Source organism: Pseudomonas sp. G5(2012), assembly GCF_000408945.1.
Classification (GTDB): Bacteria; Pseudomonadota; Gammaproteobacteria; order Pseudomonadales; family Pseudomonadaceae; genus Aquipseudomonas; species Aquipseudomonas umsongensis.
In genome coordinates this window covers 1-22876 of the sequence record NZ_APIO01000041.1, presented here as the reverse complement: position 1 = coordinate 22876, position 22876 = coordinate 1, and the positions used below count along the sequence as shown (strand labels likewise).

Below are 22876 nucleotides of genomic sequence, written 5' to 3'. Positions count from 1 at the left end.
TGAACCTAAGAACCAGGTTGTTCACCAGACTTTCCAACGGCAAAAGGGGTATGAGTCGCCAGTTTTGAGCGATAGTGCTATGCGCAGAATACTTGACTACTTTTTTACTGGCCTGATTTTGGCCGGTTTGAGTTCTACCGTTTCTGGTAATCAGGCAGACAGCCCCAATCGCTCATTGCAACCTGTCGTCAGTATTGATCTTCCTCGGTTCATGGGCATCTGGTACGAGATCGCCCGAACCCCCAATCAGTTTCAGAAAAAGTGCGCGGGCTTCACCCGCACCGATTTTCACCTGCAAGCCGACGGTACCGTGCAAGCGCTCTACCGCTGTCGATTGCGCAATGGCCAACCCTATCTTTTTATCGCCACTGGTCATCAAGTGGGTGATACCCACTCTCCAAAGCTTAAAGTGCGTTTCGCGCCAGAATGGCTGTCGTTCCTTCCGGCAGTGTGGGGGGACTACTGGATTGTAGATATTGACAACCAATATCAACTGGCCGCCGTCAGTGAGCCGACTCGCAAATATTTGTGGATTTTGTCTCGAACAACTCACGTAGCCCCTCAAGCTTACGCAGCCCTATTGAAACGACTGAGAAACAAAGGTTTTACGGTAGAGCGGCTGCTGATGACACAGCAATAGGGTGTATGTTACGTTATAACAACATAGAAACTGTCGATTGCTAACCGACAGCGTGACCCACCCCCTGCCTGCGACTTTCGATGACAAACCTTGTTCAAATCCCGCCCATCACCCGCCTGGGCCAACGCCTGACGTCCATCGATGCCCTCAGGGGCCTGGTGATTATTTTCATGCTGCTGGATCATGTGCGCGAGACGTTCTTCCTGCACCGCCAGGTCACCGACCCGATGCTTGTCGACAGCACGGAGCCAACGTTGTTTTTCAGCCGCACCCTCGCACATTTGTGTGCGCCGGTGTTCGTTCTGCTCACTGGACTGTCGGCATTCCTGTACGGTGAAAAGCACCAGGGCACGCCGTCGATGTTCCTGTTCAAGCGTGGCCTGTTCCTGGTTGTGCTGGAGTTCACCCTGGTGAATTTCGCCTGGACCTTTCAGTTCCCGCCTGCTGTGATCTACCTGCAGGTGATCTGGGCGATTGGTGTCAGCATGATTGCTCTCTCTGTATTGGCCTGGCTACCTCGGCCAATATTGTGTGTCCTGGGCCTGGCCATAGTCGGTTTGCACAACCTGCTCGATCCCCTGCACTTCCCGCCCGGATCGGCGCTGCACCTGCCTTGGGCGATTTTGCATGATCGCGGCTGGATCGAATTCTCCGACCACTTGCGCCTGCGCACCTCCTACCCCGTGCTGCCGTGGATCGGCGTCATCGCCCTGGGTTACTGCATCGGTCCGTGGTTCGCGCGCTCTACCTCGTTCGCAATGCGTCAGCGTTATCTGTTGCTGACAGGTGCCTGTGCATTGATCGGTTTCATCGCCCTGCGCCTGGTCAACGGTTATGGCGAAGCGCAGTGGGTGGTTCATGAAAGCACGACAGAAACCCTCATGAGTTTCTTCAACATCACCAAGTACCCCCCTTCCCTGCTGTTCCTGTGTCTGACGCTAGGCGTCGGGCTACTGCTGCTGTCTGGTTTCGAGCGGGCCCGACAACGCCAGTGGATCGGTGCCCTGGCGGTGTTTGGCGCGGCACCGATGTTCTTCTACTTGCTCCATCTTTATGTGCTGAAAATCCTGTATCTGCTGAGCGTGGCGATGTTCGGTCTGAACCAGGGCGACTACTTCGGCTTCCAGAGCATGTGGGCCGTGTGGCTGGCGGCCGTGCTCCTGGCTGCAACGCTGTACCTGCCAGTGCGCTGGTTCGCGGCATTGAAGGCACGTCGTCGCGATATCGGCTGGCTCAAATACTTCTGATCGGCACAGCTCAACAGGACTTGGGTTCGCCTCGGGCGGCATGATCGACTACCATGCCGCCGCCGGTTCCCAAACGGGATTAATAGGGAATCCGTGATGCTGCCAACGCATCAAACGGAACTGCCCCCGCAACTGTAGGTGCCGAGCCTGCTCCTGAACTGCCACTGGGATCGATTCCCGGGAAGGCTGGAGCACGCCATGACGCATCAGTCAGGAGACCTGCCGGCCAAGCAACAAATCACTAACCGGCGGGGTGTCCGGGAAGGACATCTGCGCGCGCGTCACTCAGGTGATGGGCCTTGCACTGCTGTTTTCGGCAGCGCTCGATGATGTGTTTTCCAGACCTTGCACCCTGGCTGCGTGTACGGTTCAAATGGAGATTGCATCATGCTGTTGCCGCGCTTTTTCGCCCTCGTCACCGGCCTGGGACTTTCTGCCCTCGCCTGTGCCTCCCCTACTCATTACCCGCTGACGATCGAGAACTGCGGCAGCACACTGACGTTCACGCACGCCCCTGTCCGGGCGGTGACTATCGGCCAGGCCGGCACCGAAATGCTCTTCGCCCTGGGACTCGGTGACAAACTGGTCGGCACTTCGCTGTGGTTCAATGATGTGCTGGGCAAATACAAGGGGCAAAACGACAGGATCGAACGCCTGGCCGATAACGAGCCGAGTTTCGAGTCGGTCATCGGCAAGCGCCCGGAACTGGTCGCTGTCGAACTTGAGTGGATGGTCGGCCCGCAAGGCGCAGTCGCTACCCGCGAGCAGTTTCACGAACTGCAGATTCCAACCTATCTCATGCCCTCGGACTGCGAATCCAAGGACAACCTGGTGGGGGCCGACGGCACCCGCCTGCAGCCGTTTCGCATTGACAGTCTCTACAAGAGCATTACCCAGCTGGCCGAGATTTTTGATGTCCAGGCGCGCGGGCAGCAACTGAACGCGCAACTGCAGGCCAGCCTGGCCAAGTCCATTGCCGCGGTGCAAGGCAAAGACCTCACGCACACCAGCGCGCTGGTCTGGTTTTCCAGTGCCAGCCTGGACATCGATCCCTATGTCGCCGGGCACAAGGGCATCCCCGACTTCATGCTGGGCACCTTGGGCGTGCGCAATGTGGTGCAGTCCGACGAAGAGTGGCCAACCGTTGGCTGGGAAACCATCGCCAAGGCCAACCCGACATTCCTGGTCATCGCCCGCATGGATCGCCGGCGTTTCCCGGCTGACGACTATCAACGGAAACTGCAATTCCTGCGCAGCGATCCCGTGACCCGCAACATGGACGCGGTGAAAAACAACCGCATCATTATCCTCGACGCCATGGCCATGCAGGCCAGCTTGAGAATGTTCGACGGTCTCGAATCGCTGGCAACGGCCATCAACCGCTACGACCTGCCAAAATGACCGCGACGCTGATTCGCACTCTGCTTGCACTGGTGATGCTGCTCGTGGCCGTGATCGCCGGCGTGGCCATCGGTGAAACCCGCATCGAACCCGGCGTGGTGTTCCAGGTGTTGGCCAATAAAATGTGGATGGCCGGGTATGTCCTCGATCCTATCGATGAGGGCATCGTCTGGAACTACCGCCTGACTCGCGCGTTGGTGGCGGCGGCTTGCGGGGCGGGCCTGGCGACCTGCGGGGTGATCCTGCAATCGTTGCTGCGCAACCCGTTGGCCGATCCCTACCTGCTTGGCATTTCCGCGGGGGCCTCGACGGGTGCGGTGCTGGTGGCGTTGCTGGGCCTGGGTGCCGGAGCAATTTCGATGTCGGCCGGGGCGTTTGCCGGCGCCGTCGCCGCCTTCACCGTCGTGGTATTGCTGGGCCGTGCCAGCGGTTCGCCCGGCAGTACCGGCCAGATCATCCTGGCGGGCATTGCCGGTTCACAACTGTTCAATGCGCTCACCGCGTTCCTGATCACCAAGTCGGCCAGTTCCGAACAGGCTCGCGGCATCATGTTCTGGCTACTGGGCAATCTCAGTGGCGTGCGCTGGCCCTCCGTGTGGCTGGCTGTACCGGTTGCGGTGGCCGGCCTGGCGGTTTGCCTGTGGCACCGGCGGGCACTGGATGCCTTCACCTTTGGCGCCGACTCCGCGGCCTCACTCGGCATTGCGGTTCGTCCCGTGCAATTTCTGTTGATCAGTTGCGCCGCCCTGGTGACGGCGGTGATGGTGTCGATTGTCGGCTCTATCGGTTTCGTTGGACTGGTCATTCCCCACGCCGCCAGGCTGTTGCTGGGCACTCGGCATACCCGCCTGTTGCCGGCGAGTGCGCTGGGCGGTGCGGTGTTTCTGGTGGCCGCCGATGTGCTGTCGCGAACCTTGATCAAGGGCCAGGTAATTCCGGTCGGCGTGATTACGGCATTGGTCGGCGCGCCGGTGTTTGCGCTGATCCTGGTCGGTCGGAGGAATGCCCGATGAATGCGCTTGCGCCGGTTACCGACGAAACCGTGCTGAGTTGTTCCAAACTCGGATTGCATATCCGCGAAGTTGAACTTCTGCACCAGATTCACCTGGACATTCGTCGTGGCGAAACCCTGGGCCTTGTCGGGCCCAACGGCTCTGGAAAATCCACCCTGCTCAAACTGCTGGCCGGCGTGCGTGCGCCCAGCCGGGGAGCGGTCCATCTCAACGGCCAAGACCTCAAGGCCCTGTCCCGGCGAACCATCGCCCAAACCCTGGCGGTGGTTGAGCAGCAGGCCGACACCCTGGATGCGATCAGTGTGTTCGATGCCGTGGCCCTGGGCCGAACGCCGTGGTTGTCGGCCTTGAGTCCATGGTCGAAGGCGGACGAAGACATCGTCCATCAAGCCTTGCGCGACGTCGATGCGACGCATCTTTGCAGGCGCACGTGGCGTAGCCTCTCTGGCGGCGAGCGTCAGCGCGTGCATATCGCTCGCGCCCTGGCCCAGCGCCCGCAGATCCTGTTGCTGGACGAACCGACCAACCACCTGGATATCCAGCACCAGATGGCGATTCTGCACGTTGTTCACGCATTGCCCGTGACCACCGTGATTGCCCTGCACGACCTCAACCAGGCACTCACCTGCGATCGTCTGGCGGTGCTGGAAAAAGGGCGCTTGGTGGCCCTTGGCAAGCCGCTCGAGGTGTTGACCCCGCGACGCCTGCTGGAGACTTTCGGGGTGCACGCGCACTACCTCATTGACCCCTTCGACGGCACGCACATCCTGCGCTTGCGCTCATCCTGATTTGTTTGTGGACACCCCGGAATGCATACCCGATCAGCCATTCTCTTCGCCCTGGCAAGCCCTCTCGCACTCGCCGATTCAGTTCAATCGCAAGCCAAGGGATTTATCCAGGACAGCGCCTGGAGCGTGCTCAATCGCACGGTTTACGACCATCGCGAGTACCTCAATGGCGCCCGCAATGGCGCTGCGCGTAATGCCTACAAACCGCGTGACGAGCGTAATGGCTACGCCGAAGAATGGGCCTACGGGCTGATGGCGACGGTGCAATCGGGCTTCACCCAGGGCTTGATCGGGGTGGGCATGGATGCCCATGCCTACCTCGGGGCACAACTCGACAGCGGCGGTGGCCGCGCAGGGAAAGCGCGATTGCTCGGTCTCGACAACCAGGGACATCCCAAGGATGCGTTCAGCCGCGGCGGTGCGGCACTCAAACTGCGCCGGTCATCGACCGTGCTGAGCTATGGCGAACAGCGCGTGAAAACGCCGGTATTCAGTTCGTCCGATAGCCGTCTGCTCCCGGAGACCGCCACCGGGGTGTTTCTCACAAGCAACGAGTTCGAGGCGCTGACGCTGGTAGCTGGTCATTTCAGCGAAAGTACCGATCGGAACGCCAGCAGCCATGACCAGGGCTTTGTGGTCAACTACTCCAACGCCGTGAAAGGCAATGCCTTCGATCTCGCGGGCGTGGTCTTCACACCGGCAAAGAAGCTGACCGTCAGCGCCTATACATCGCGCTATGAGGACACCTGGAACCAGCATTACCTGGGTAGCTCCTTCATCCAGCCGCTGGATGAAACCCGCGCGTTGTCGATCAACCTGAACCTGTACCGCACCACGGATGAGGGCAAGTCGCTGTCCGGCAGGATCGACAGCACGACCTGGAGCCTGATGTCCACTTACACCCAAGGCCCCCATGGCTTCAGCCTCGGCTATCAGAAGGTGGACGCCAACACACCGTTTGACTACGTCACCCGTGGCGCTATCTTCATCAGCAACGCCGTCCAGCTGTCGGACTTCAACGCTCCCCATGAACAGTCCTGGCAAGCCCGCTACGATTTCGATGCCAGCCCCTGGGGGTTACCGGGCCTGTCCATGAGCGCCGCCTATGTGCGCGGCAGCCGGATCGATGGAAGCCATGTCGACCCGCAAGGCGGCTACGCCTACCTGGGTTATGGCGAAGGCGGCAAACATTGGGAGCGTGACCTGCAGGTGCGCCATGTGGTGCAAGGTGGCGCGGCGAAAGGCACCACCCTGTCGTTGCAATACAATGTGCATCGGGGCAATACCGCACAGGCAGAACTGGACACCGACCAGATACGCCTGGCTGTGGAGTATCCGCTGACGGGAAGGTTTTGACGCGTGCCGCAATGACGCAATTAATGGAGCAGTCATAACAATGATCCTGGTTGTTGAAGGTATCAGCGCCAGTGGGAAAACCACTTGGTGCGCCGAGCATGGAAAGCAGCATGTCATTCCCGAAAACGGCCGTTTTGATAACGAGCCGGACCGGATAAAGAATCCAGTCGGAGCAGCCACCTTTTGGGCAGAGCGAAACGTGGATCGCTGGCAACAAACGTTGGCCATGGAAGACACCTCTTCGTGGGCCTTATGTGACAGTGATCCTCTCAAGCTCCACTACATCTGGAGCCTTTGGCAAATCGGCGAGGCGAGCGAACCCGAGTGGCGGGTAGAGTTGGACGCTACAAGAGAAACGATCGCACAAGGACGTATTGGCTTTGCTGACTGTTACATTGTTGGCCGCATCGATCCCCAGCTCGCGCGCGCGCGTGCCAAAGCAGACACCACCCGCCGACGCAGCAAATTCGAGCTACACGTGCGCCTCCAACAAGCGCTGCTGACTTGGTACTCAGCCATGGATGAAGTGCTTCCCGGCAGAGTGCGATTCGGGTTTCCTTCAAAAATGCCCACCGTCGGCAACCTTGATGGGAGATATTCGGTAACGGCATTTGATCAAATGATCGCATCGCTCCCCGGAAAGTAATCAGTACTCCAACGCTAAGATGGACCCTCTCCACTACAAGGAAGCAACATTCATGGAAAGCCCCTTTTCTCAAGTCACCGAACGTTTGAACAATCGCCGATTCACGGTAGCAGGCAATACCCACGGGCTGTCCGGTGCAGGCACGGTGTTTCACTACCAGGTCGAGGGAGATGCCATTTCAAGTACCTACCAGGGCGGCAAGATCCGCATGGGCCATCAGGTCGGCCGCGTGACAGGCCCCGAGACCATCGAGCTGCTTTTTCATTGCCTGACCACGGAGGGTGAGATTCTGTCCGGCTGGTCTCGTGGCACGGTAGGCGTTGATCACGAGGGGCGGACCACCCTGTCCTTCGTATGGGGTTGGTTGTCGGGTGCGACTGGAGGTGGGGAGTCGAGCTACGTCGAGCTTGTCGCTTGGCAAACGCCGTCAGACTGCAAAAAGCCGTGATCTTCACACAGTGCCCAAACCGGAGGACAAAATGAAAGGAAGCTGCGCTTGTGGGGCTGTAGGCTATGAGATCGACAGCATTGATATGCCGATCAGCCATTGTCACTGCAGCACCTGCCGCAAGACCCATGCCGCTGCTTATGTCTCCACGGCTGGCGTGTTGAAAGAGCATTTCAGGTGGACACGAGGCCTGGACGCGTTGAGGCCTTTCGAGTCAACTCCCGGGAAGATCCGACACTTCTGCTCGCACTGCGGATCGCACCTTGCGGCAGAGCGTAACGGCTCAAGCGCGATGATCGTGCGCGTGGCGACGCTGGACGAGGATCCTGGTTCCAGGCCCGAATATCACATCTGGACGGAGCAGGACGTGGCGTGGCTGAATGGGGAGGGTCTGCCAGGGTACTCACAATGGCAGCCTGGGCGATGATGGAAAGTTTGCTTGGCCCTCACCACTTCTGGAATGACAACAGCCGATTCACGACTCGCCATCAACCAGTCTAACCCTGTGGCAATCAGCGGGCCCCAGCGTCTGCCCGCTCGCTGAGCGCACCTCAATCGGCATCAACGGCTTGCCGGACGCGTTGTCCAACAGCACAGAACGGGTCTCCTGCGGCTCGAACAGGAATCGTTCGCCCCACTGCCTCATGCAGACCACCAACGGAAAGATCTCCCGTCCTTTCTCTGTCAGCACGTACTCCTTGTAGGCGCTGCCATCCGACGCCGGTCGGATGTCGAATATCCCGATCTCGACCAGAGTCTTCAGTCGCGAAGCCAGAATATTCTTGGCCACGCCCAGGCTCTTCTGAAATTCGCTGAACCGGCGAATGTCGTCAAAGGCATCGCGGATGATCATGAGCGACCAGCGATCGCCAATGGCTTCCAGTGTTCTTGCGACCGGGCATTCGTTGCCTTGTGGCGTAGCGTCGTCGAGCATTTTTTACTCCCGGGAATGTGGTTGCAATTTGAAACCTGTCATGCCAACAATAGATTCAGGTTTTAATTTGCAACCAGTTTAACGCCACGGAGGCGCACATGACAGCAGATACCGATTCAGCGGCCCAATGCCTGGTCAGGCGGCCTGGGCAAATCGGCGAATGCACCGGGTTCGAACACTCTCCAGGGCTTTCACCATCGCTGACGTTATTGTTTTCCATCACCTGCGCACTTGCAGTCGGCAACGTTTACTTCGCGCAACCGTTACTCGATTCCATGGCCCAGAGTCTGGGCGTGGACTCATCTATGATCGGGATTGTGGTGACGGCCACCCAGGTGGGTTACGCGCTGGGGCTGCTGTTCATCGTCCCGCTGGGGGATCTGGTCAATCACAAGCGGCTGATTCTGGCGCAAGTGCTGCTGTCGGCGTTGGCGCTGGCGGCGGTCGGTGCTGCCCAGCAATGGCTGGCCCTGTTGAGTGCCATGATCGTGATGGGCCTGCTGGCCGTGGTCGTACAGGTACTTGTGGCATACGCCGCCGCGCTGGCAACGCCCTCGCAACGCGGGCAAGCCGTCGGGACGGTAACCAGCGGGATTGTCCTGGGCATTCTTCTGGCGCGGTTTACCTCTGGCGTGATTGCGGACATCGCGGGCTGGCGCGCCGTGTACTTTGTGTCTTCAGGGCTGATGCTCACGCTCGCGGCGGTGCTGTGGAAAAGCGTGCCCGTAACGGCAGTGCCAAGGCATCAAGACAGCTACCTCACGCTCATCCGTTCGCTGTTCACCCTATTCATTACCGAGCCCACGTTACGCGCCAGAGGCCTGTTGGCGATGCTGATCTTTGCCGCTTTTTCCGTGTTGTGGACGTCCATGGTGCTGCCCTTGAGCGCCCCGCCGCTGTCGCTGTCACACACGGCTATCGGCCTGTTTGGCCTGGCCGGCGTCGCCGGTGCCCTGGCGGCCAGAAGAGCCGGTCGCTGGGCCGATCAAGGCCTGGGGCAACGAGTGACCGGCATTTCGCTAGGGCTCCTGACGCTGTCCTGGTTGCCCATTGCATTCGCCCAGACGTCCCTGGTCGCCCTGGTCTGCGGCGTCGTCCTGCTCGACTTTGCGGTGCAGGCAGTACACGTCAGCAACCAGAGCATCATCTTCGCCGCACGACCCGACGCGCACAGTCGCATGGTCGGCGCCTACATGTGCTTCTACTCGGTCGGCAGCGCGCTGGGAGCCGCCGCAGCGACCCAGGTTTATGCGCTTTGGGGCTGGATGGCCGTCAGCCTGCTGGGCGCCTCGATCAGTGCTGCTGCTCTGGTCTTGTGGTTTTTCTCGTCGCCAAGTCAAGACGATCTGCACTGAATGCAATACGTTCTGGCGCCACGAGCATGGCATCCAAGGCAACACTGTCCGCACTCCCAACGCACACCGCGCCGGGTTGTTGATTAGCGTTCCTCACCACTCTCCTGGAAGCCTTGATCATGAAAACCTTAAGCATCGACAACAGCAGCACCAACGTACAAAGCTCTTCCACGCTCGGGATCAAAACCATGGCGCTTGGCACCTATGGTGCCTACTTTGCACTCGCCGTCATTTACTTCTGGTTTGGCGGGATGAAGTTCACCCACTACGAAGCCACCGGTCTGGTGCCGCTGGTGAGTAACAGCCCTTTGCTGGGTTGGGTCTACGACATTTTCAGTGTCGATACCTTCTCCAGCCTGCTTGGCATACTGGAGGTCTCGATCGGGGTCCTGATTGCAGGTCGCTTGCTGTCACCCAAGCTTTCATTGATCGGCGCAGCCCTGTCTGCCGGACTGTTCTTCACCACCTTGAGCTTCATGTTTTCGACCCCCGGCGTGATTGAACCCGGCCTCGGTTTTCCAGGCATCTCGGTGGCGCCGGGCCAGTTTCTGCTCAAGGACATCGGCTTGCTTGCCGCCTCGATATTTATCGCCGGCCACTCGCTGACTGAGCTGCAAAGCCGTTGAACCGATGATCGACCCTGCGCGATGGCCTGAAGCAGTTCGATGCTTTCAGGCCATTGCCCCATCATCGTCTCCCGCCAGGTCTTTCACCCAGTCCCGCGGGCTGCAGCCCGTCTTGCGTCGAAACGCACGTGCCAGTGCCGAAGGGCTTTCATAGCCGACCTCGGCGGCGATCAGCGTAATCGACCGCCCTTCACGCAGGCGTTTCTGCGCCAGGCTGATCCGCCAACTCAACAGATATTCGGCAGGTGTCTGCCCGATGACGTCGCGAAAATGCACCGCGTAGGCCGCGCGCGACATATTCGACTCGCTCGCCAGTTGCGCAATTGACCAGGCACGCTCGGGTGCGTTGTGAATTTGCACCAGGGAGCGAGCCAACCGCGGATCGGCCAGGCCGGCCATCATTCCGGTGCGCAATTGTTGGTGATCAAGCAGATGCCGAAACAACAGGATGATCAGCAATTCAAATAAACGCTCCAGAGCTGCCTCCCTGCCACAATGCGCGCTCGCTGCCTCGCCGAACATCCACTTCAGCGTATCGGCCAGCATGGGCAGTTCATCCAGGGACAACACCAGGCAATCGGGTAACGAAGCCGCCAACGGATTATCGATTCCGCCCTCGAACTCCATTGAGGCACACAACAGTTGAGCGCCCTCGGACTCATTGGCAAACAACTGATGCCGGCTGGGGCGTGGCATGAAAATCAGGCTGGGCCGGGTCAGCAGCACGTCCTTGCGATCGGCGCCCAGCAACGTGACGCTGCCCGCCTGCAGCAGATGAATATAACCACGCCCTTGCGCACCATCGTAGGACGCGAGGCCGCATAACCTGCCGTTGTAAAACAGGTTTGCGCGTACGCCGAACTGCGAAAACAAGGTAGACAGGCGATCCATGGACGATCTCTTGGCCAGGCCTAGACGCTCAGATCATAGCATCGGCGGTGGGTGCTTCGACGCAAGCCCCGTGCCTGGAACCTTCGAGGCTCTCTCTTCGCGCCTGTTGCGGGCGAGGACACTGTTTCCATCACCTGACGACGTCCGGGCCTCCCCCAAAGGAGGGGGATAAAAGCCCGGCACATCACACTATTGTGGACGCCTGTAACGGGCCGAGAATTGCTTCCATGGCCCACACTCGACACTGTTTGACGAGAGATGCCATGACTGACCTGCTGCTCAACGAACGCGAACTGCGCTTCCAGCTTTACGAGCTGCTCGATACCGAAGCGTTGCTGCAACGCCCGCGCTACGCCGAGCACGACCGCGGCGTGTTTGACGCTTCTCTCACCACCGCCCGCCAGATCGCCGCTGAGCTGTTCGCCCCGCACAATCACAAGGGCGATGCCAACGAACCGACCTTCGATGGCGAGCGGGTTCACATGATCGCCGAAACCAAAGTCGCCTGGGACGCCTTTGCCCAGGCCGGGTTCCTGGCCGCCCACCACGACTTTGCCGATGGCGGCCTGCAATTGCCGGAAGTGATCCTGCGAGCTTGCATGGCCTACTTCAACGCGGCGAATATTTCCACGGTCGCCTATTCCTTCCTGAGCATCGGCGCGACCAATCTGCTCAGGGCCTTTGCCAGTCCACCGTTGCTTGAATGCTTCCTGGCGCCGATGCTCGACGGTCGCTTCAGCGGCACGATGGCCCTCACCGAACCCGGCCAGGGCTCGGCGCTGGGCGACCTGCGCACCCTGGCACGCCCGGCTGAAAACGGCACTTACCGGATCTTCGGCCAGAAGATGTTCATCTCCGGTGGCGACCACGAACTGACCGATAACATCGTGCACATGGTGTTGGCCCGCATCGAAGGCGCGCCGGCCGGGACCAAGGGCATTTCGCTGTTCCTGGTGCCCAAGTTCCTGGTCAATGCCGATGGCAGCGTCGGTGCGCGCAACGACGTGGCGCTGGCCGGCCTGCTGCACAAGATGGGCTATCGCAACACCACGTCCACGGTGCTCAGCTTCGGCGAGCACGACGGCGCCGTGGGCTACCTGGTCGGTGAGGAACATCAGGGCCTGAGCTACATGTTCCAGATGATGAACGAGGCCCGCATCGGTGTCGGCCTCGGGGCCGCCAGCCTCGCCTACCAGAGCTACATTCACGCCCTGGACTACGCCCGCCAGCGGCCACAGGGCCGCTTGCCCGGGAACAAGAACCCGGCGGCACCCCAGGTGCGCATCATCGAGCACGCCGATGTGCGTCGGATGCTGCTGCAACAGAAGGTCTACGCCGAGGGCAGCCTGGCGCTGTGCTTGTATGCCAGCAGCCTGGTGGAAGATGCCCACACCGCGACCACTGCGCTGGCGCGCAACAATGCCGGCGAATTGCTCGACCTGCTGACGCCGGTGGTCAAGACCTACCCCTCGCGCTACGGCCTGCTCGCGTCCGAGATTGGCGTCCAGGTGCTTGGCGGCGCCGGTTATACCCGCGAATACCCGCTGGAACAGTACTACCGCGACAATCGCCTGAACCCGATTCATGAAGGCACCGAAGGCATCCAGGCCATCGACCTGCTAGGTCGAAAACTGGGGCCGCGCGGAGGTGACGGCTATCGACTGTTCACTGCCGAAGTGCTTGCCACCCTGCTCACCGCCAACAGCGACCCACACTGTGCGCCGCTCGCGGCACTGCTGGCCGATGCCTTGCGCGTACTCGAGCAAGTCACCACCAGCCTGCAAGCGCAGGTGACGGCCGATGCCAACCTCGGCATGGCCAATGCCACGCCCTATCTGGACCTGTTTGGACGCGTGGTGGTCGGCTGGATCTGGTTGCGCCAGGCCCTGCTGGCCAGCCGCGCCCTGGGTTCGGGCGCCGGCGACAGCGACGCCGATTTCTATCAAGGCAAGTTGCAGGCTGCGCATTACTACATGACCTGGGAACTGGCGTCGCTGGAGTCCCAGGGGCGGCTGCTCACTGAAGCCAACCATGTCGCCTACTACATGCAGGACCGCTGGTTCTAATGCCCCTCCCCTGTAGGAGCGAGCATGCTCCTACAGGGGGCCGTGATAACAATAAATTTCGGGAAATCAACATGAGCAACCTGGTCACCTACCACGTCGAAGACAACCTCGCCCTGATCGGCCTGGCATCAAAGCCGGTCAACGCACTGGGGCAACCCCTGCGTGCGGCCATTCTCGACGCCTGTGAGCGCGCCGCCAGCGATCCTGCCGTCTCGGCGATCATCGTGCACGGTGCAAACGGCTTGTTCTGCGCCGGTGCCGATATCAGCGAATTCGGCCTTCCCGGGTCTTTCGCCGCCCCTTCGCTGCCCGACTTGCTGTTGCGTCTGACCCAAATCGACAAACCACTGATTGCCAGCATCGATCGCTTCGCCCTCGGTGGTGGGCTGGAGCTGGCGCTGGCCTGCGGTTATCGCATCAGCGCTGCCGACAGCCGTCTCGGCTTGCCGGAAATCAACCTGGGCCTATTGCCCGGTGCGGGTGGGACCCAGCGTTTGCCGCGACTGATCGGCGCCGAACCGGCACTGGAAATGATGATCTCCGGCCAGCCTGTCAGCGCAGGCAGGGCCCTTGAGCTCGGCTTGATCGACCGCTTGCTCGGGGACGGCGAATGCCTGCTCGATGGCGCACGTCACTTCGCCCGGGAGTTGATCCGCGAAGGCGCACCGGCGCGCCCCGCAGAACGTCACGCCAACCCGGCCGCCGCCCTGCCCGATGGGTATTTCACAGACTATCGGGCCAGCCACGAACCGCGCTGGAAAAACCGCCTGGCGCCCCGACTGGTGCTGGCGGCCGTCGAGTCGGCCTGCGTGCTGCCGTTGCAGGCCGGCCTGCAGCGCGAAGTCGCCCTGTTCAAGGAAGCCGAAGCCTCGACGCAATCCCAGGCCTTGCGCCATGTGTTTTTCGCCGAGCGCGAGGCCGGCAAAGTGGCCGGTGTCACCGCTAACACTGCCTTGCGTCCGGTCGCCCGGGTCGCGGTGATCGGCGCCGGGACCATGGGCGGTGGCATCGCCATGAACTTCGCCAACGTGGGCATCCCCGTCACGCTGCTGGAGCTCAAACCCGAGGCGCTGGAGCGTGGGCTGGGGCAAATCCGCAGCAGCTATGAGATCAGCCGGCAACGCGGCAAGCTGACCCAGGAACAGCTCGACCAGCGCATGGCCTTGCTCACCGGCACCCTTGACTATGCCGACATTGCCGAGTGCGACCTGGTGATCGAGGCGGTGTTCGAAAGCCTGCCGATCAAGCAACAAGTGTTCCGCACCCTGGACGAGGTGTGCAAGCCAGGCGCGATTCTGGCCAGCAACACCTCCACCCTCGATGTCGACCAGATCGCCGCGGTTACGCGCCGCCCGCAAGACGTCATCGGCCTGCACTTTTTCAGTCCGGCCAATGTGATGCGCCTGCTCGAAGTGGTTCGCGGCAAACTCACCGCGCCCGAGGTGCTGGCGACCACACTGAAACTGGGCAAGACGATTGGGAAAATCCCGGTAGTGTCCGGCGTGTGCTTCGGCTTCATCGGCAATCGCATGCTCGAACCCTACTCCCGCGAAGCCCATCGCCTGGTATTGGAGGGCGCTACGCCAGCGCAGATCGACCAGGTGCTGACTGACCTCGGCCTGGCCATGGGGGTGATGGCGATGCACGACCTGGCCGGGATCGACGTCAGCTTCCTGGTGCGCGAGTCGCGTCGTGAAGCGATTGCCCATGATCCGAGCTATTGCCGCCTGGCTGACGAACTGAACGCCCTCGGCCGCTTCGGTCAGAAGACCCGGCGCGGTGCCTATATCTATGAGGGCCGCGAGCGCAAGGAGGACTTCGAGGTCATCACCCTGGCCGAACGCATCGCCGGCGAACTGGACATCCGCCGCCGGCCGATCGCCACGCAGGAGATTCATGACCGCTGCCTGTTCATGCTGATCAACGAGGGCATCCAGCTGCTCGACGAAGGCATTGCCGAGCGCAGTGGCGATATCGACCTGGTGTGGATCAACGGTTACGGCTTCCCGGCGTGGCTCGGCGGGCCGATGCACTATGCCGAGCAGATCGGCCTGGACAAGGTGCTGGACGGTATCCGCCATTACCGCAAGGCCCTCGGCGAATACGGCGAGATGTGGTTCCACCCTGCCCCGTTGCTGGAACGCCTGGTGGCTGCCGGCAAGACCCGCATCGAACGAATCTGAGTCCCGATCGGCCGCCATGGGCGGCCGATCCACTCCCCGACAGGAACAATGCGATGAATGAAAACCCCGGTTTTTCCCTGATTGGCAAGACGGTACTGGTCACCGGTGCCTCCAGCGGCATTGGCGCGCATCTGGCGCGCGTGGCCAGCGGTGCGGGTGCGCGCGTAGTGCTGGGCGCCCGGCGCGTGGAGCGCTTGCAGCAACTGGCAGACGAAATTCGCCAGACTGGCGGTGAGGCTATGGCCGTGGCCCTGGACGTTACCGATCGCGACAGCGTCGAAGCAGCGTTTGACGCCGCCCAGGCTGCTTTCGGTGTGGTGGATGTAGTGCTCAACAATGCCGGCATCGGCAACGGCCAGCGCGTGCTGGAGATCAGCGAGGCCGATTGGCGGGCGATGCTGTCGACCAACCTCGACGGCGTCTGGCGCGTTGCCCAGTGTGCAGCGCAACGCCTCGCAAAGGCACAGCGACCTGGCAGCATCGTCAACATCGCCTCGATGCTCGGGCTGCGCGTAGGCACTGGCTACAGCCACTACTGCGCGGCGAAGGCTGGCGTGGTGCAACTGAGCAAATCCCTGGCGCTGGAACTGGCGCGCTACCAGATCCGCGTGAATGCCATTGCGCCGGGTTACTTCAAGACCGAAATGAACGATGAGTATTTCGACAGCGAAAAGGGCCAGGCGTATATACGCGACACCGTGCCGATGCGTCGACTGGGAAGCCTGCAGGAACTGGAAGGCCCGTTTCTCCTGCTCGCGAGCGAGGCCGGCGCCTTCATGACAGGCGCGGTCCTGGCAGTGGACGGCGGCCATCTGGTCGGCAGCCTGTAAACGCTAGCTCCCGCGAATGAACGGATATCTCTGTAGGAGCGAGCATGCTCCGGGCGGCGTTCCGACGATGGAGGTCAACGATGTTGCGAGGAGCCTGACACGCCGCGGTGCTCTCAGGTTTTTCGCGAGCATGCTCGCTCCTACAGACTGGACGCCCCCTACCCCTGCGCTTTTCTCAGGCTTTCGCCTCGTCAGCCCGAGTGCCATCAGGATCGACGGCATGGTGCGTGGCCAGTACCTTGCCGTCTCGGACCTCGAGAATCTGATCCGCAATGCGGATCACGGCAGGCCTGTGCGACACTGCGATGACAGTGATGCCAGGCGTGAGGTTCTTCAGCACCTGGCATATTTCCGCCTCCGACTCCGGATCGAGTGCGCTGGTGGCTTCGTCCAGGATCAGCAGCCTGGGGCGATGGGCCAGGGCACGCGCGATGACGATACGCTGCCTTTGCCCTCCTGAGAGTTTGGCCCCGCGCTCGCCGACGATCGATTGCAGTCCGCCAGGGCATTCCTGCACAAACTGCCATGCACCGGCTTGACGCAGCGCGCGCTCTGCGTCGGTGGCGTTCAAGGCCCTGTCTCCCAAGGTGACGTTCGCCAGGATGCTATCGTGCAGCAGTAGGGTTTCCTGGGTGACGTAGCCGATCATTCGGCGCCAGGCCTTCCTGTCCAAGGCATGCAAGTCACAGTCGTCGACCCTGATGCGTCCGGACTGTGGCGCGAGCAGCGCACAGATCAGGTCGAGCACGGTGGTCTTGCCGGAGCCGGAAGGACCGATCATGGTGGTGAATGAACCGACCGGGAAATTCATCGACACGTTGTCAAGAACCTGCCGCCCGCCGTAGCCAAAACTGATATTTTCAAAATCGATATGCCGCTGCAAGGAAGGCGTGCAAGTCCCTCCGACAGGCTCGGCATCGGCAATAGCGTTGTCGATCGACTCGTTAATGGCCCAATAGGCGCTCTCTTGCGCGGCCATCCGGTGATAGCGCTGCTGTGCCTTGTGCAGCAACCCCAGCATGCGCACTACCACGAAGATCAACACCATCACCGAAGACAGCGGCATGCCGCCGATGACCAGCCCCGCGTAGAGGCCCGCGGCGGCAAGGATCGCCAGCATGGGCTCCTGCAAGGCCCGCAGCGTTTCGCGGCTCATCACTTCGCGCTCCAATGCGGTATTGAGCTCGCCGGCGTGACGACGCAGCAAGGAATCGGCGATGTCATCGCGTGCCATGGCTTTGAGCGGTTTCACCGAGCCAAGGGTGTCCGTCAGGTGGACCAGCAACTCGCGCATCAGGCGGGTCTGGCTTTTCCCGACACGCCGCGATGTCTTGACCAGACCTCGCACGGCAGCCAGCAGGACGAAGCCGATCACCAGTGACAGGATCGCGGCCTGCCACGAGACAAAAAGCGCGATCAGTGCATAGGCCGCCGCCTGGATACCCAGCGCCAGCATATTGGCCGCATGCTCATAGGCTGTTGAAGCCCGGAAGGCTTCGGTTGCCACGGCATTGGCCAGTGCTCCGGAGGGTTGGCGCAGGTAATATTCCCAGCGGCTACCCAGCAATGCCTTGATGAGGCTCACACGCAGGTCGGTTGCCACGTGTGCCACGGTATAGCCCACTTGACGGTTGCCCAACAGTATCAGCAGGTTGCTCAGCGTCATGCCCACGACAATGACCACCAGCATGTTCGCGATCGTCGGCTGCAGGCCAATCGAGTTCATCGCCCCGAAGACGTAGACCGCCAGCTTCGAATGGGGCTGGTCTTCAAGCATGGCCGATATCAAGGGCAGCATCGTGCTCAAACTGACGCTTTCAACCACCCCTGCCAGCAGCAGGCTCAGGAGCATCAGCACGGTGCGGGCCGGATAGGAGCGGCCAAAGGCAAAAATAATCCGCATGACTGTGGTTCACTATGACGTAGGTAAAGATTAGCTCACCGACAGCTCACGACACTCATCAAGCGCCCGCCGTGACCTGGCCCATCGCGCCACGCAATGAAGCGAAGGCCTCGATGATCCGGTCAATTTGTTCAGGTGTATGGGCCGCACTGACGCTGCAACGCACCAGGGTGACGGCGCCGGGGGTCGCGGGAGGAAGGACCAGATTGACATAGACGCCCCTCTCTATCAGCGCCCGCCAAACGGTCAGGCCCTCTTGAGGCGACTCCAGCATGACGGCAATCACTGGACTGGCCTGCGGTCCCAACTGGTAGCCTGACTCTGCCAAACCTTGATACAGCCGTCGGGCGTTCGACCACAGCTGATGCCGCAGCTCCGGGCGTTCCTTGATGGCCGCCAGCGCCGTCCTTACCGAGGCAATCGCCGAGGGGGCTGGTGAAGCGGTAAAAATATAAGGTCTGCTGGCGTAGCGAAGCAGGTCCATTTGCGCGTCGTGACAGGCGGCGAATCCGCCGACGGCGCCCAGACTCTTGCTGAACGTTCCCAACAGGATGTCCACCTCCGAGTCTACGCCCAACTCCTCGGCCAAGCCCCGGCCATTAGCCCCCAGGACGCCGAAGGAATGAGCCTCGTCAACCAGCAGGTACCCTCCGAGGCGGCGCTTGACGTCGACTATTTCCCGCAGTGGCGCCTGGTCACCCAACATGCTATAGATCCCCTCCACCAGGATGATCGCTTCTCGGGCGCGCTCACCGAGCCGAACCATACGCCGCTCCAGGTCAGCGGCATCGTTATGGCGAAACCGGATCACCTCCGCACCTCCCAGCTTGCAAGCGTCGTAGATGCTCGCGTGGCAGTCGGCGTCAAGCAGCACTACCTCGCGCGATCCCGCCAACGTCCCGATGACAGCCAGGTTGGCGACATAGCCTGTCGAGAACACAATGACAGAACGCCGCCCCAGGAAATCGACCAGTTCTTCTTCCAGCGCGCTGTGCCCGGCGTAACTGCCGTTGGCCATGCGAGAGCCGGTGGTGCCGGTTCCTTCAAGCTCCAGCGAGCGCTGCGCCGCCTTGATGCTGGCGGGGTCGAAGGTGAGCCCAAGATAGTTATTGGTGCCGGCAAGAATCACCCGCTTACCCTGGATCAGGCCCTCGGTTGGGGAATACATCTCATCGATGCGAATTCCAAAGGGATGGATCTGTGAGTCGCAGAGACTGGCGCGTTCGGCTGCCAGCTTGCCGAACTTGTCAAACAGTCCCATATTTAGGCTCCATCAGGGTAAGAATGGCCTGGGCCAACTGCTCGGGGGTGCGCACCTTCACCAGAACATTGAGCTCGATCGAGATGTCGTACTCGTCCTCCAGTTCCATCAACATGTCCATCACCCTTATTGACTCAATCCCCAGGTCCTGGATCAGGTCGGTATCCGGTGTTATTAGCGCTCCATCAGGTGCAAGTTTCTTGATGAGCACTATCACCTTTTCGAGTATCGCTTCTTTTGAGATCAACGTGGCGCTCCTTGAGTTCAGTAGCCCGTCACCCGTTCAGAACAAGTGATCGTGCAAGGCCTGGCGCAAAAGAATCCGAGGCTCCCAACCCAATGCCGCGCTGATGCGGGCATTGCTGCAAGTCCAGTCAGGGTGCATCAGTTCATTGACTTTACCTGGGGTCAGCATGGGCGCCTGGCGGGTGAAGCGCGACAGCACCAGGTTCGCTCGTGCGATCCCCTTCAACACCTTGGCAGGCACTACCGCGTGCCGTACCGGCGCATTGCGGATATCGGTGGCGATGCTGGCCAGGCTTGCCCAGTCGTACCCTTGCGCCTGGCCATCACATAATTCAAAGGTCTGCGATTGCATGACAGGCGCATCCAACCACTGCATGACGGCACTGACCAGATCGTCGACATGCAGAAAGCTAAGCAGTGAATCGCCTTTACCGGGCGTGACCAGCCAGCCCCGCAGGAGCCACTCGAACACCGGGCGCAACTCGCGGTCGCCTGGTCCATATACGGCGGTTGGCCTGAAAATGCACACGGGTATCGTCCCGGCCGCCTCCCTGACCTGGCATTCCCCTTCGAATTTGGAAGCGGCGTACCAGGACAATGTCGGATAGCGAGCGGCAAGGGACGAGATCAGCAAAAAACGCTCGCAACTCCCACTCATCCGCGCCGCCTCCATCAAGCGCTTGCTGCCCTGCACATTGACCTCGTCGAAGTCTCGGGCATTCCTGCCCCTGACCTTGCCTGCGCAATGAATGACTGTATCTGCCCCCCTGGTGAGCTCGGCCAGGGCCTGTTCATCTTCCAGTGTTCCGCTGATCCACTTTGTTCCATCCGCTGTCATTGCGCTCCTGGAGCGAGCCAGGGCACGGACCTCCACGCCACGGGTGATGAGCCGTTCGCGTAGGACACTGCCTATGAAGCCAGTCGCGCCAGTGAGCGAAACAACGCGAGCACTCACGTCACCTCCAGCGCTGGATAAGGAAGGTCGGTGTTCGCCTGGGCCAAAAATCGTTCAAGGGCTTCGGCACGGGAAGGCTTGCCCGAGGAGGTTCGCGGCAACGAGTGAGGAGGCACAAGGTGCACGTCAGCAGTGAGACCGAACTCACTGGTGATCTTCGCCACCAGGGTACGGACCAGGCGTTCACGACCTTCTGGCTCACGGATGCGGCATTGAATCTGGACCACGACCTGGGTCTCATCATCGACGGGAACGACGAATACAATCGCATCGCCGGGCCTCAGTTCAGGTTCGGATTCCACCAGGTATTCAATATCCTGGGGCCAGATGTTGCGACCGCGCACAATCAGCAAATCCTTGCTCCGACCGGTGATATGCAGTTCACCCTGGGACAGGTAGCCCAGGTCACCGGTGTTCAGCCAGCCATCTTCCAGGACTGCCCGGGTGCTCTGTGGGTCATTGAAATAACCTGACATTACGCTGGGTCCCTGGACGAATATCTGCCCTACCTCACGCTCCGCAACCTGCTGCCCCGCAGCGTTGCGGATTTCCACGCGATGGCCGGGCAAAGGGGCGCCACAGTTGGTGAAAGCGCAGCTTGCCGGATCATCGGCGGCGCTCGCCTGCGCCCTGAGCTGATGCTCCAATACCGAGCGCGCGACATGGTCCACCTGCACCCCCACCCCGCGACGGGCGAAGCTGACGGCCAGCGTGCTTTCCGCCAGACCGTAGCAAGGCGTGAAGGCAGCCGGATCGAATCCGGTGTCGAGAAAACACTCGGCGAAACGGCTTAACACCGATGCCCGAATCGGTTCTGCCCCGATCCCCGCCACGCGCCAGCAGGAGAGATCCAGCGGCGTTTTTTCCAGGTCCCGGACTCGCCGGGTACAAAGGTCATAGCCAAAGGGCGGCGCCACCGAGACAGTGACTCGATTCTGGCTGATAAGCTTGAGCCATTGCCCGGGCCGAGTGGCGAAATCCCGGGTGTGCAAGTAGTCGACAGTCAATTGCGCCGCCATGGGCGCCAGGACAAAACCCACCAGCCCCATGTCATGATAAAAGGGCAACCATGAGGCGCACCGATCCCCTGCGCGAACGCCAACACCGTCCACGACGATGCCTCTGATGTTGGCCATCACCGCACGCTGGGTAATGATCACGCCACGCGGGAAGCGGGTACTGCCGGAAGTGTATTGCAGGTAGGCGATGTCCTCCGGCACGACCGTGGGTAACGTCTGCAACGCGGGCAATTCGCCCAATGCCTCAAGCGTCCCGACGAACACCTGCCGGGTGTCCCCCAGTGCTTCGCGGATATAGGGCAGCCATTCCTCCACCCCCAAAACGGCCGCCGGCGTGCAATTGGCGAACAACCCTTTCAACTTGTCCACATAGGAACGATGGCTTCCCAGGCTGGCAGGAACCAGCAGAGGAACGGCGATCAAGCCAGCGTACTGGCAGGCGAAAAACGACTCGATAAAGCTTGGGTGCGTATCGGCGATGAGCGCAACCCGATCGCTTTTGTTCAACTTGAGCCCAAGTAGGCGCTGGGCAATCGAGACAGCATTACTTCTGAGCGTTGAGTAATCGAGCGCTGCATTCAAGCGGCAATGTCTGTCATAGAAGTTCATGCCGCCCTGGCCTGAAGCGGCATAATCGAGTGCTTCCACCAGCGTGGAAAAGTCCGCTAGACGTTGGGTGAGTGCCTGGTTTGAAAGGGTCGCAGACATAAGAAAACGCCCATCCATTTAGCCAAGTAAGGACAAGTCAAATAGCGTATTTATCACCTGCGCCAGTAAAACACGTGCCGTTCTACTGCCCTCAAAACCGATTCCATGGAGTCGTGGCCCCAAGGATATCCGGCTCAGCCTTTTCAATTATTTACAGAGCCTAACGCAATACTAATCGGCATCTGGATGAGCGCAAATTTTTTCCCGGATGAGCGACGACCGGCGAGTAATAATCGCGATGAAAGCTTCTCGTTCTCAAGCGTGATGTTTATCACAAAGTGCGCTGATTACTGTAATACAGCTCACTTAAGCGTGGGGTTGTAGATAAGAATTGGACGGGGTGTATATCCATTGCTGCGG

At 60.6% G+C, this 22876-nt stretch carries 21 protein-coding genes and 1 riboswitch; of the genes, 14 read left to right on the top strand and 7 right to left on the bottom strand.

Annotated features, from left to right (window positions below):
* Positions 1–79 precede the first annotated feature (79 nt).
* The 9 genes from PG5_RS13870 to PG5_RS13830 all read left to right on the top strand — a co-directional run bounded on the left by PG5_RS13870 (position 80) and on the right by PG5_RS13830 (position 7966).
* Positions 80–640, top strand: coding sequence for a lipocalin family protein (locus tag PG5_RS13870; protein ID WP_020797750.1), 561 nt, complete (start codon positions 80–82; stop codon positions 638–640).
* Positions 641–720: 80 nt separating this feature from the next.
* Positions 721–1887 (top strand): DUF1624 domain-containing protein, encoded by a 1167-nt coding sequence (locus PG5_RS13865; RefSeq protein WP_020797749.1) that lies wholly within the window; start codon positions 721–723, stop codon positions 1885–1887.
* Between the two features lie 46 nt (positions 1888–1933).
* Positions 1934–2129: riboswitch (cobalamin riboswitch) on the top strand.
* Between the two features lie 145 nt (positions 2130–2274).
* A complete protein-coding gene (locus PG5_RS13860) occupies positions 2275–3288 on the top strand; it encodes an ABC transporter substrate-binding protein (protein WP_020797748.1) in 1014 nt (337 codons plus the stop codon).
* Positions 3285–4301 (top strand): iron ABC transporter permease, encoded by a 1017-nt coding sequence (locus tag PG5_RS13855; protein WP_020797747.1) that lies wholly within the window; start codon positions 3285–3287, stop codon positions 4299–4301. The genes PG5_RS13860 and PG5_RS13855 overlap by 4 nt, the downstream gene beginning before the upstream one ends.
* Complete coding sequence (locus PG5_RS13850; protein ID WP_020797746.1) at positions 4298–5089, top strand: ABC transporter ATP-binding protein; 792 nt, start codon at positions 4298–4300, stop codon at positions 5087–5089. The genes PG5_RS13855 and PG5_RS13850 overlap by 4 nt, the downstream gene beginning before the upstream one ends.
* Positions 5090–5110: 21 nt before the next feature.
* The gene (locus tag PG5_RS13845) at positions 5111–6445 is read left to right on the top strand and encodes an OprD family porin (RefSeq protein WP_020797745.1); all 1335 of its coding nucleotides are present in this window, start codon (positions 5111–5113) and stop codon (positions 6443–6445) included.
* A 40-nt stretch (positions 6446–6485) separates the two neighbouring features.
* Positions 6486–7091 (top strand): hypothetical protein, encoded by a 606-nt coding sequence (locus tag PG5_RS13840; RefSeq protein WP_020797744.1) that lies wholly within the window; start codon positions 6486–6488, stop codon positions 7089–7091.
* A gap of 52 nt (positions 7092–7143) precedes the next feature.
* Positions 7144–7539, top strand: a complete 396-nt coding sequence (locus tag PG5_RS13835; protein ID WP_020797743.1) for a hypothetical protein — start codon at positions 7144–7146, stop codon at positions 7537–7539.
* Between the two features lie 31 nt (positions 7540–7570).
* Complete coding sequence (locus PG5_RS13830; RefSeq protein WP_033043439.1) at positions 7571–7966, top strand: GFA family protein; 396 nt, start codon at positions 7571–7573, stop codon at positions 7964–7966.
* Between the two features lie 48 nt (positions 7967–8014).
* Here PG5_RS13830 and PG5_RS13825 read toward each other — a convergent pair whose 3' ends face one another.
* The gene (locus tag PG5_RS13825; RefSeq protein WP_020797741.1) at positions 8015–8473 is read right to left on the bottom strand and encodes a helix-turn-helix domain-containing protein; all 459 of its coding nucleotides are present in this window, start codon (positions 8471–8473) and stop codon (positions 8015–8017) included.
* A gap of 98 nt (positions 8474–8571) precedes the next feature.
* Between PG5_RS13825 and PG5_RS13820 the strand changes: the two genes are divergently transcribed.
* Together PG5_RS13820 and PG5_RS13815 are read left to right on the top strand one after the other, a co-directional pair.
* The gene (locus tag PG5_RS13820; protein ID WP_020797740.1) at positions 8572–9828 is read left to right on the top strand and encodes an MFS transporter; all 1257 of its coding nucleotides are present in this window, start codon (positions 8572–8574) and stop codon (positions 9826–9828) included.
* Positions 9829–9947: 119 nt separating this feature from the next.
* Positions 9948–10454: a YkgB family protein gene (locus PG5_RS13815; protein ID WP_020797738.1), complete on the top strand. Its 507-nt coding sequence runs from the start codon at positions 9948–9950 to the stop codon at positions 10452–10454.
* Between the two features lie 45 nt (positions 10455–10499).
* On the opposite strand, the gene PG5_RS13810 is transcribed toward PG5_RS13815, so the two are convergent.
* Complete coding sequence (locus tag PG5_RS13810) at positions 10500–11345, bottom strand: AraC family transcriptional regulator (protein ID WP_020797737.1); 846 nt, start codon at positions 11343–11345, stop codon at positions 10500–10502.
* Positions 11346–11608: 263 nt separating this feature from the next.
* Between PG5_RS13810 and PG5_RS13805 the strand changes: the two genes are divergently transcribed.
* The 3 genes from PG5_RS13805 to PG5_RS13795 all read left to right on the top strand — a co-directional run bounded on the left by PG5_RS13805 (position 11609) and on the right by PG5_RS13795 (position 16424).
* Positions 11609–13411 (top strand): acyl-CoA dehydrogenase, encoded by a 1803-nt coding sequence (locus PG5_RS13805; protein ID WP_020797735.1) that lies wholly within the window; start codon positions 11609–11611, stop codon positions 13409–13411.
* Between the two features lie 71 nt (positions 13412–13482).
* Positions 13483–15594 (top strand): 3-hydroxyacyl-CoA dehydrogenase NAD-binding domain-containing protein, encoded by a 2112-nt coding sequence (locus tag PG5_RS13800; protein ID WP_020797734.1) that lies wholly within the window; start codon positions 13483–13485, stop codon positions 15592–15594.
* 53 nt (positions 15595–15647) lie between these two features.
* Entirely contained in the window at positions 15648–16424 is a 777-nt protein-coding gene (locus tag PG5_RS13795; protein ID WP_020797733.1) for an SDR family NAD(P)-dependent oxidoreductase, read from the top strand.
* A gap of 175 nt (positions 16425–16599) precedes the next feature.
* Here the strand turns inward: PG5_RS13795 and PG5_RS13790 are convergent, their stop codons facing one another.
* The 5 genes from PG5_RS13790 to PG5_RS13770 all read right to left on the bottom strand — a co-directional run bounded on the left by PG5_RS13790 (position 16600) and on the right by PG5_RS13770 (position 22516).
* Positions 16600–18276 (bottom strand): ABC transporter ATP-binding protein, encoded by a 1677-nt coding sequence (locus tag PG5_RS13790; protein WP_256228293.1) that lies wholly within the window; start codon positions 18274–18276, stop codon positions 16600–16602.
* Between the two features lie 109 nt (positions 18277–18385).
* Positions 18386–19588 carry an aminotransferase class I/II-fold pyridoxal phosphate-dependent enzyme gene (locus PG5_RS13785; RefSeq protein ID WP_020797731.1) on the bottom strand — a complete coding sequence of 401 codons (1203 nt, stop codon included), beginning with the start codon at positions 19586–19588 and terminating at the stop codon, positions 18386–18388.
* Positions 19575–19835, bottom strand: coding sequence for an acyl carrier protein (locus PG5_RS13780; RefSeq protein ID WP_020797730.1), 261 nt, complete (start codon positions 19833–19835; stop codon positions 19575–19577). Before PG5_RS13780 ends, PG5_RS13785 begins: the two co-directional genes overlap by 14 nt.
* Before the next feature lie 36 nt (positions 19836–19871).
* The gene (locus tag PG5_RS13775) at positions 19872–20789 is read right to left on the bottom strand and encodes an NAD(P)-dependent oxidoreductase (protein WP_042955410.1); all 918 of its coding nucleotides are present in this window, start codon (positions 20787–20789) and stop codon (positions 19872–19874) included.
* Entirely contained in the window at positions 20786–22516 is a 1731-nt protein-coding gene (locus tag PG5_RS13770; protein ID WP_020797728.1) for a fatty acyl-AMP ligase, read from the bottom strand. The genes PG5_RS13775 and PG5_RS13770 overlap by 4 nt, the downstream gene beginning before the upstream one ends.
* Positions 22517–22876 lie beyond the last annotated feature (360 nt).

What these genes read in the sequence shown, in the direction of transcription:
- PG5_RS13870 (WP_020797750.1), top strand. Translation starts at nt 80, where the DNA reads ATGCGCAGAATACTTGACTACTTTTTTACTGGCCTGATTTTGGCCGGT.
- PG5_RS13865 (WP_020797749.1), top strand. Translation starts at nt 721, where the DNA reads ATGACAAACCTTGTTCAAATCCCGCCCATCACCCGCCTGGGCCAACGC.
- PG5_RS13860 (WP_020797748.1), top strand. Translation starts at nt 2,275, where the DNA reads ATGCTGTTGCCGCGCTTTTTCGCCCTCGTCACCGGCCTGGGACTTTCT.
- PG5_RS13855 (WP_020797747.1), top strand. Translation starts at nt 3,285, where the DNA reads ATGACCGCGACGCTGATTCGCACTCTGCTTGCACTGGTGATGCTGCTC.
- PG5_RS13850 (WP_020797746.1), top strand. Translation starts at nt 4,298, where the DNA reads ATGAATGCGCTTGCGCCGGTTACCGACGAAACCGTGCTGAGTTGTTCC.
- PG5_RS13845 (WP_020797745.1), top strand. Translation starts at nt 5,111, where the DNA reads ATGCATACCCGATCAGCCATTCTCTTCGCCCTGGCAAGCCCTCTCGCA.
- PG5_RS13840 (WP_020797744.1), top strand. Translation starts at nt 6,486, where the DNA reads ATGATCCTGGTTGTTGAAGGTATCAGCGCCAGTGGGAAAACCACTTGG.
- PG5_RS13835 (WP_020797743.1), top strand. Translation starts at nt 7,144, where the DNA reads ATGGAAAGCCCCTTTTCTCAAGTCACCGAACGTTTGAACAATCGCCGA.
- PG5_RS13830 (WP_033043439.1), top strand. Translation starts at nt 7,571, where the DNA reads ATGAAAGGAAGCTGCGCTTGTGGGGCTGTAGGCTATGAGATCGACAGC.
- PG5_RS13825 (WP_020797741.1), bottom strand. Translation starts at nt 8,473, where the DNA reads ATGCTCGACGACGCTACGCCACAAGGCAACGAATGCCCGGTCGCAAGA.
- PG5_RS13820 (WP_020797740.1), top strand. Translation starts at nt 8,572, where the DNA reads ATGACAGCAGATACCGATTCAGCGGCCCAATGCCTGGTCAGGCGGCCT.
- PG5_RS13815 (WP_020797738.1), top strand. Translation starts at nt 9,948, where the DNA reads ATGAAAACCTTAAGCATCGACAACAGCAGCACCAACGTACAAAGCTCT.
- PG5_RS13810 (WP_020797737.1), bottom strand. Translation starts at nt 11,345, where the DNA reads ATGGATCGCCTGTCTACCTTGTTTTCGCAGTTCGGCGTACGCGCAAAC.
- PG5_RS13805 (WP_020797735.1), top strand. Translation starts at nt 11,609, where the DNA reads ATGACTGACCTGCTGCTCAACGAACGCGAACTGCGCTTCCAGCTTTAC.
- PG5_RS13800 (WP_020797734.1), top strand. Translation starts at nt 13,483, where the DNA reads ATGAGCAACCTGGTCACCTACCACGTCGAAGACAACCTCGCCCTGATC.
- PG5_RS13795 (WP_020797733.1), top strand. Translation starts at nt 15,648, where the DNA reads ATGAATGAAAACCCCGGTTTTTCCCTGATTGGCAAGACGGTACTGGTC.
- PG5_RS13790 (WP_256228293.1), bottom strand. Translation starts at nt 18,276, where the DNA reads ATGCTCCTGAGCCTGCTGCTGGCAGGGGTGGTTGAAAGCGTCAGTTTG.
- PG5_RS13785 (WP_020797731.1), bottom strand. Translation starts at nt 19,588, where the DNA reads ATGGGACTGTTTGACAAGTTCGGCAAGCTGGCAGCCGAACGCGCCAGT.
- PG5_RS13770 (WP_020797728.1), bottom strand. Translation starts at nt 22,516, where the DNA reads ATGTCTGCGACCCTTTCAAACCAGGCACTCACCCAACGTCTAGCGGAC.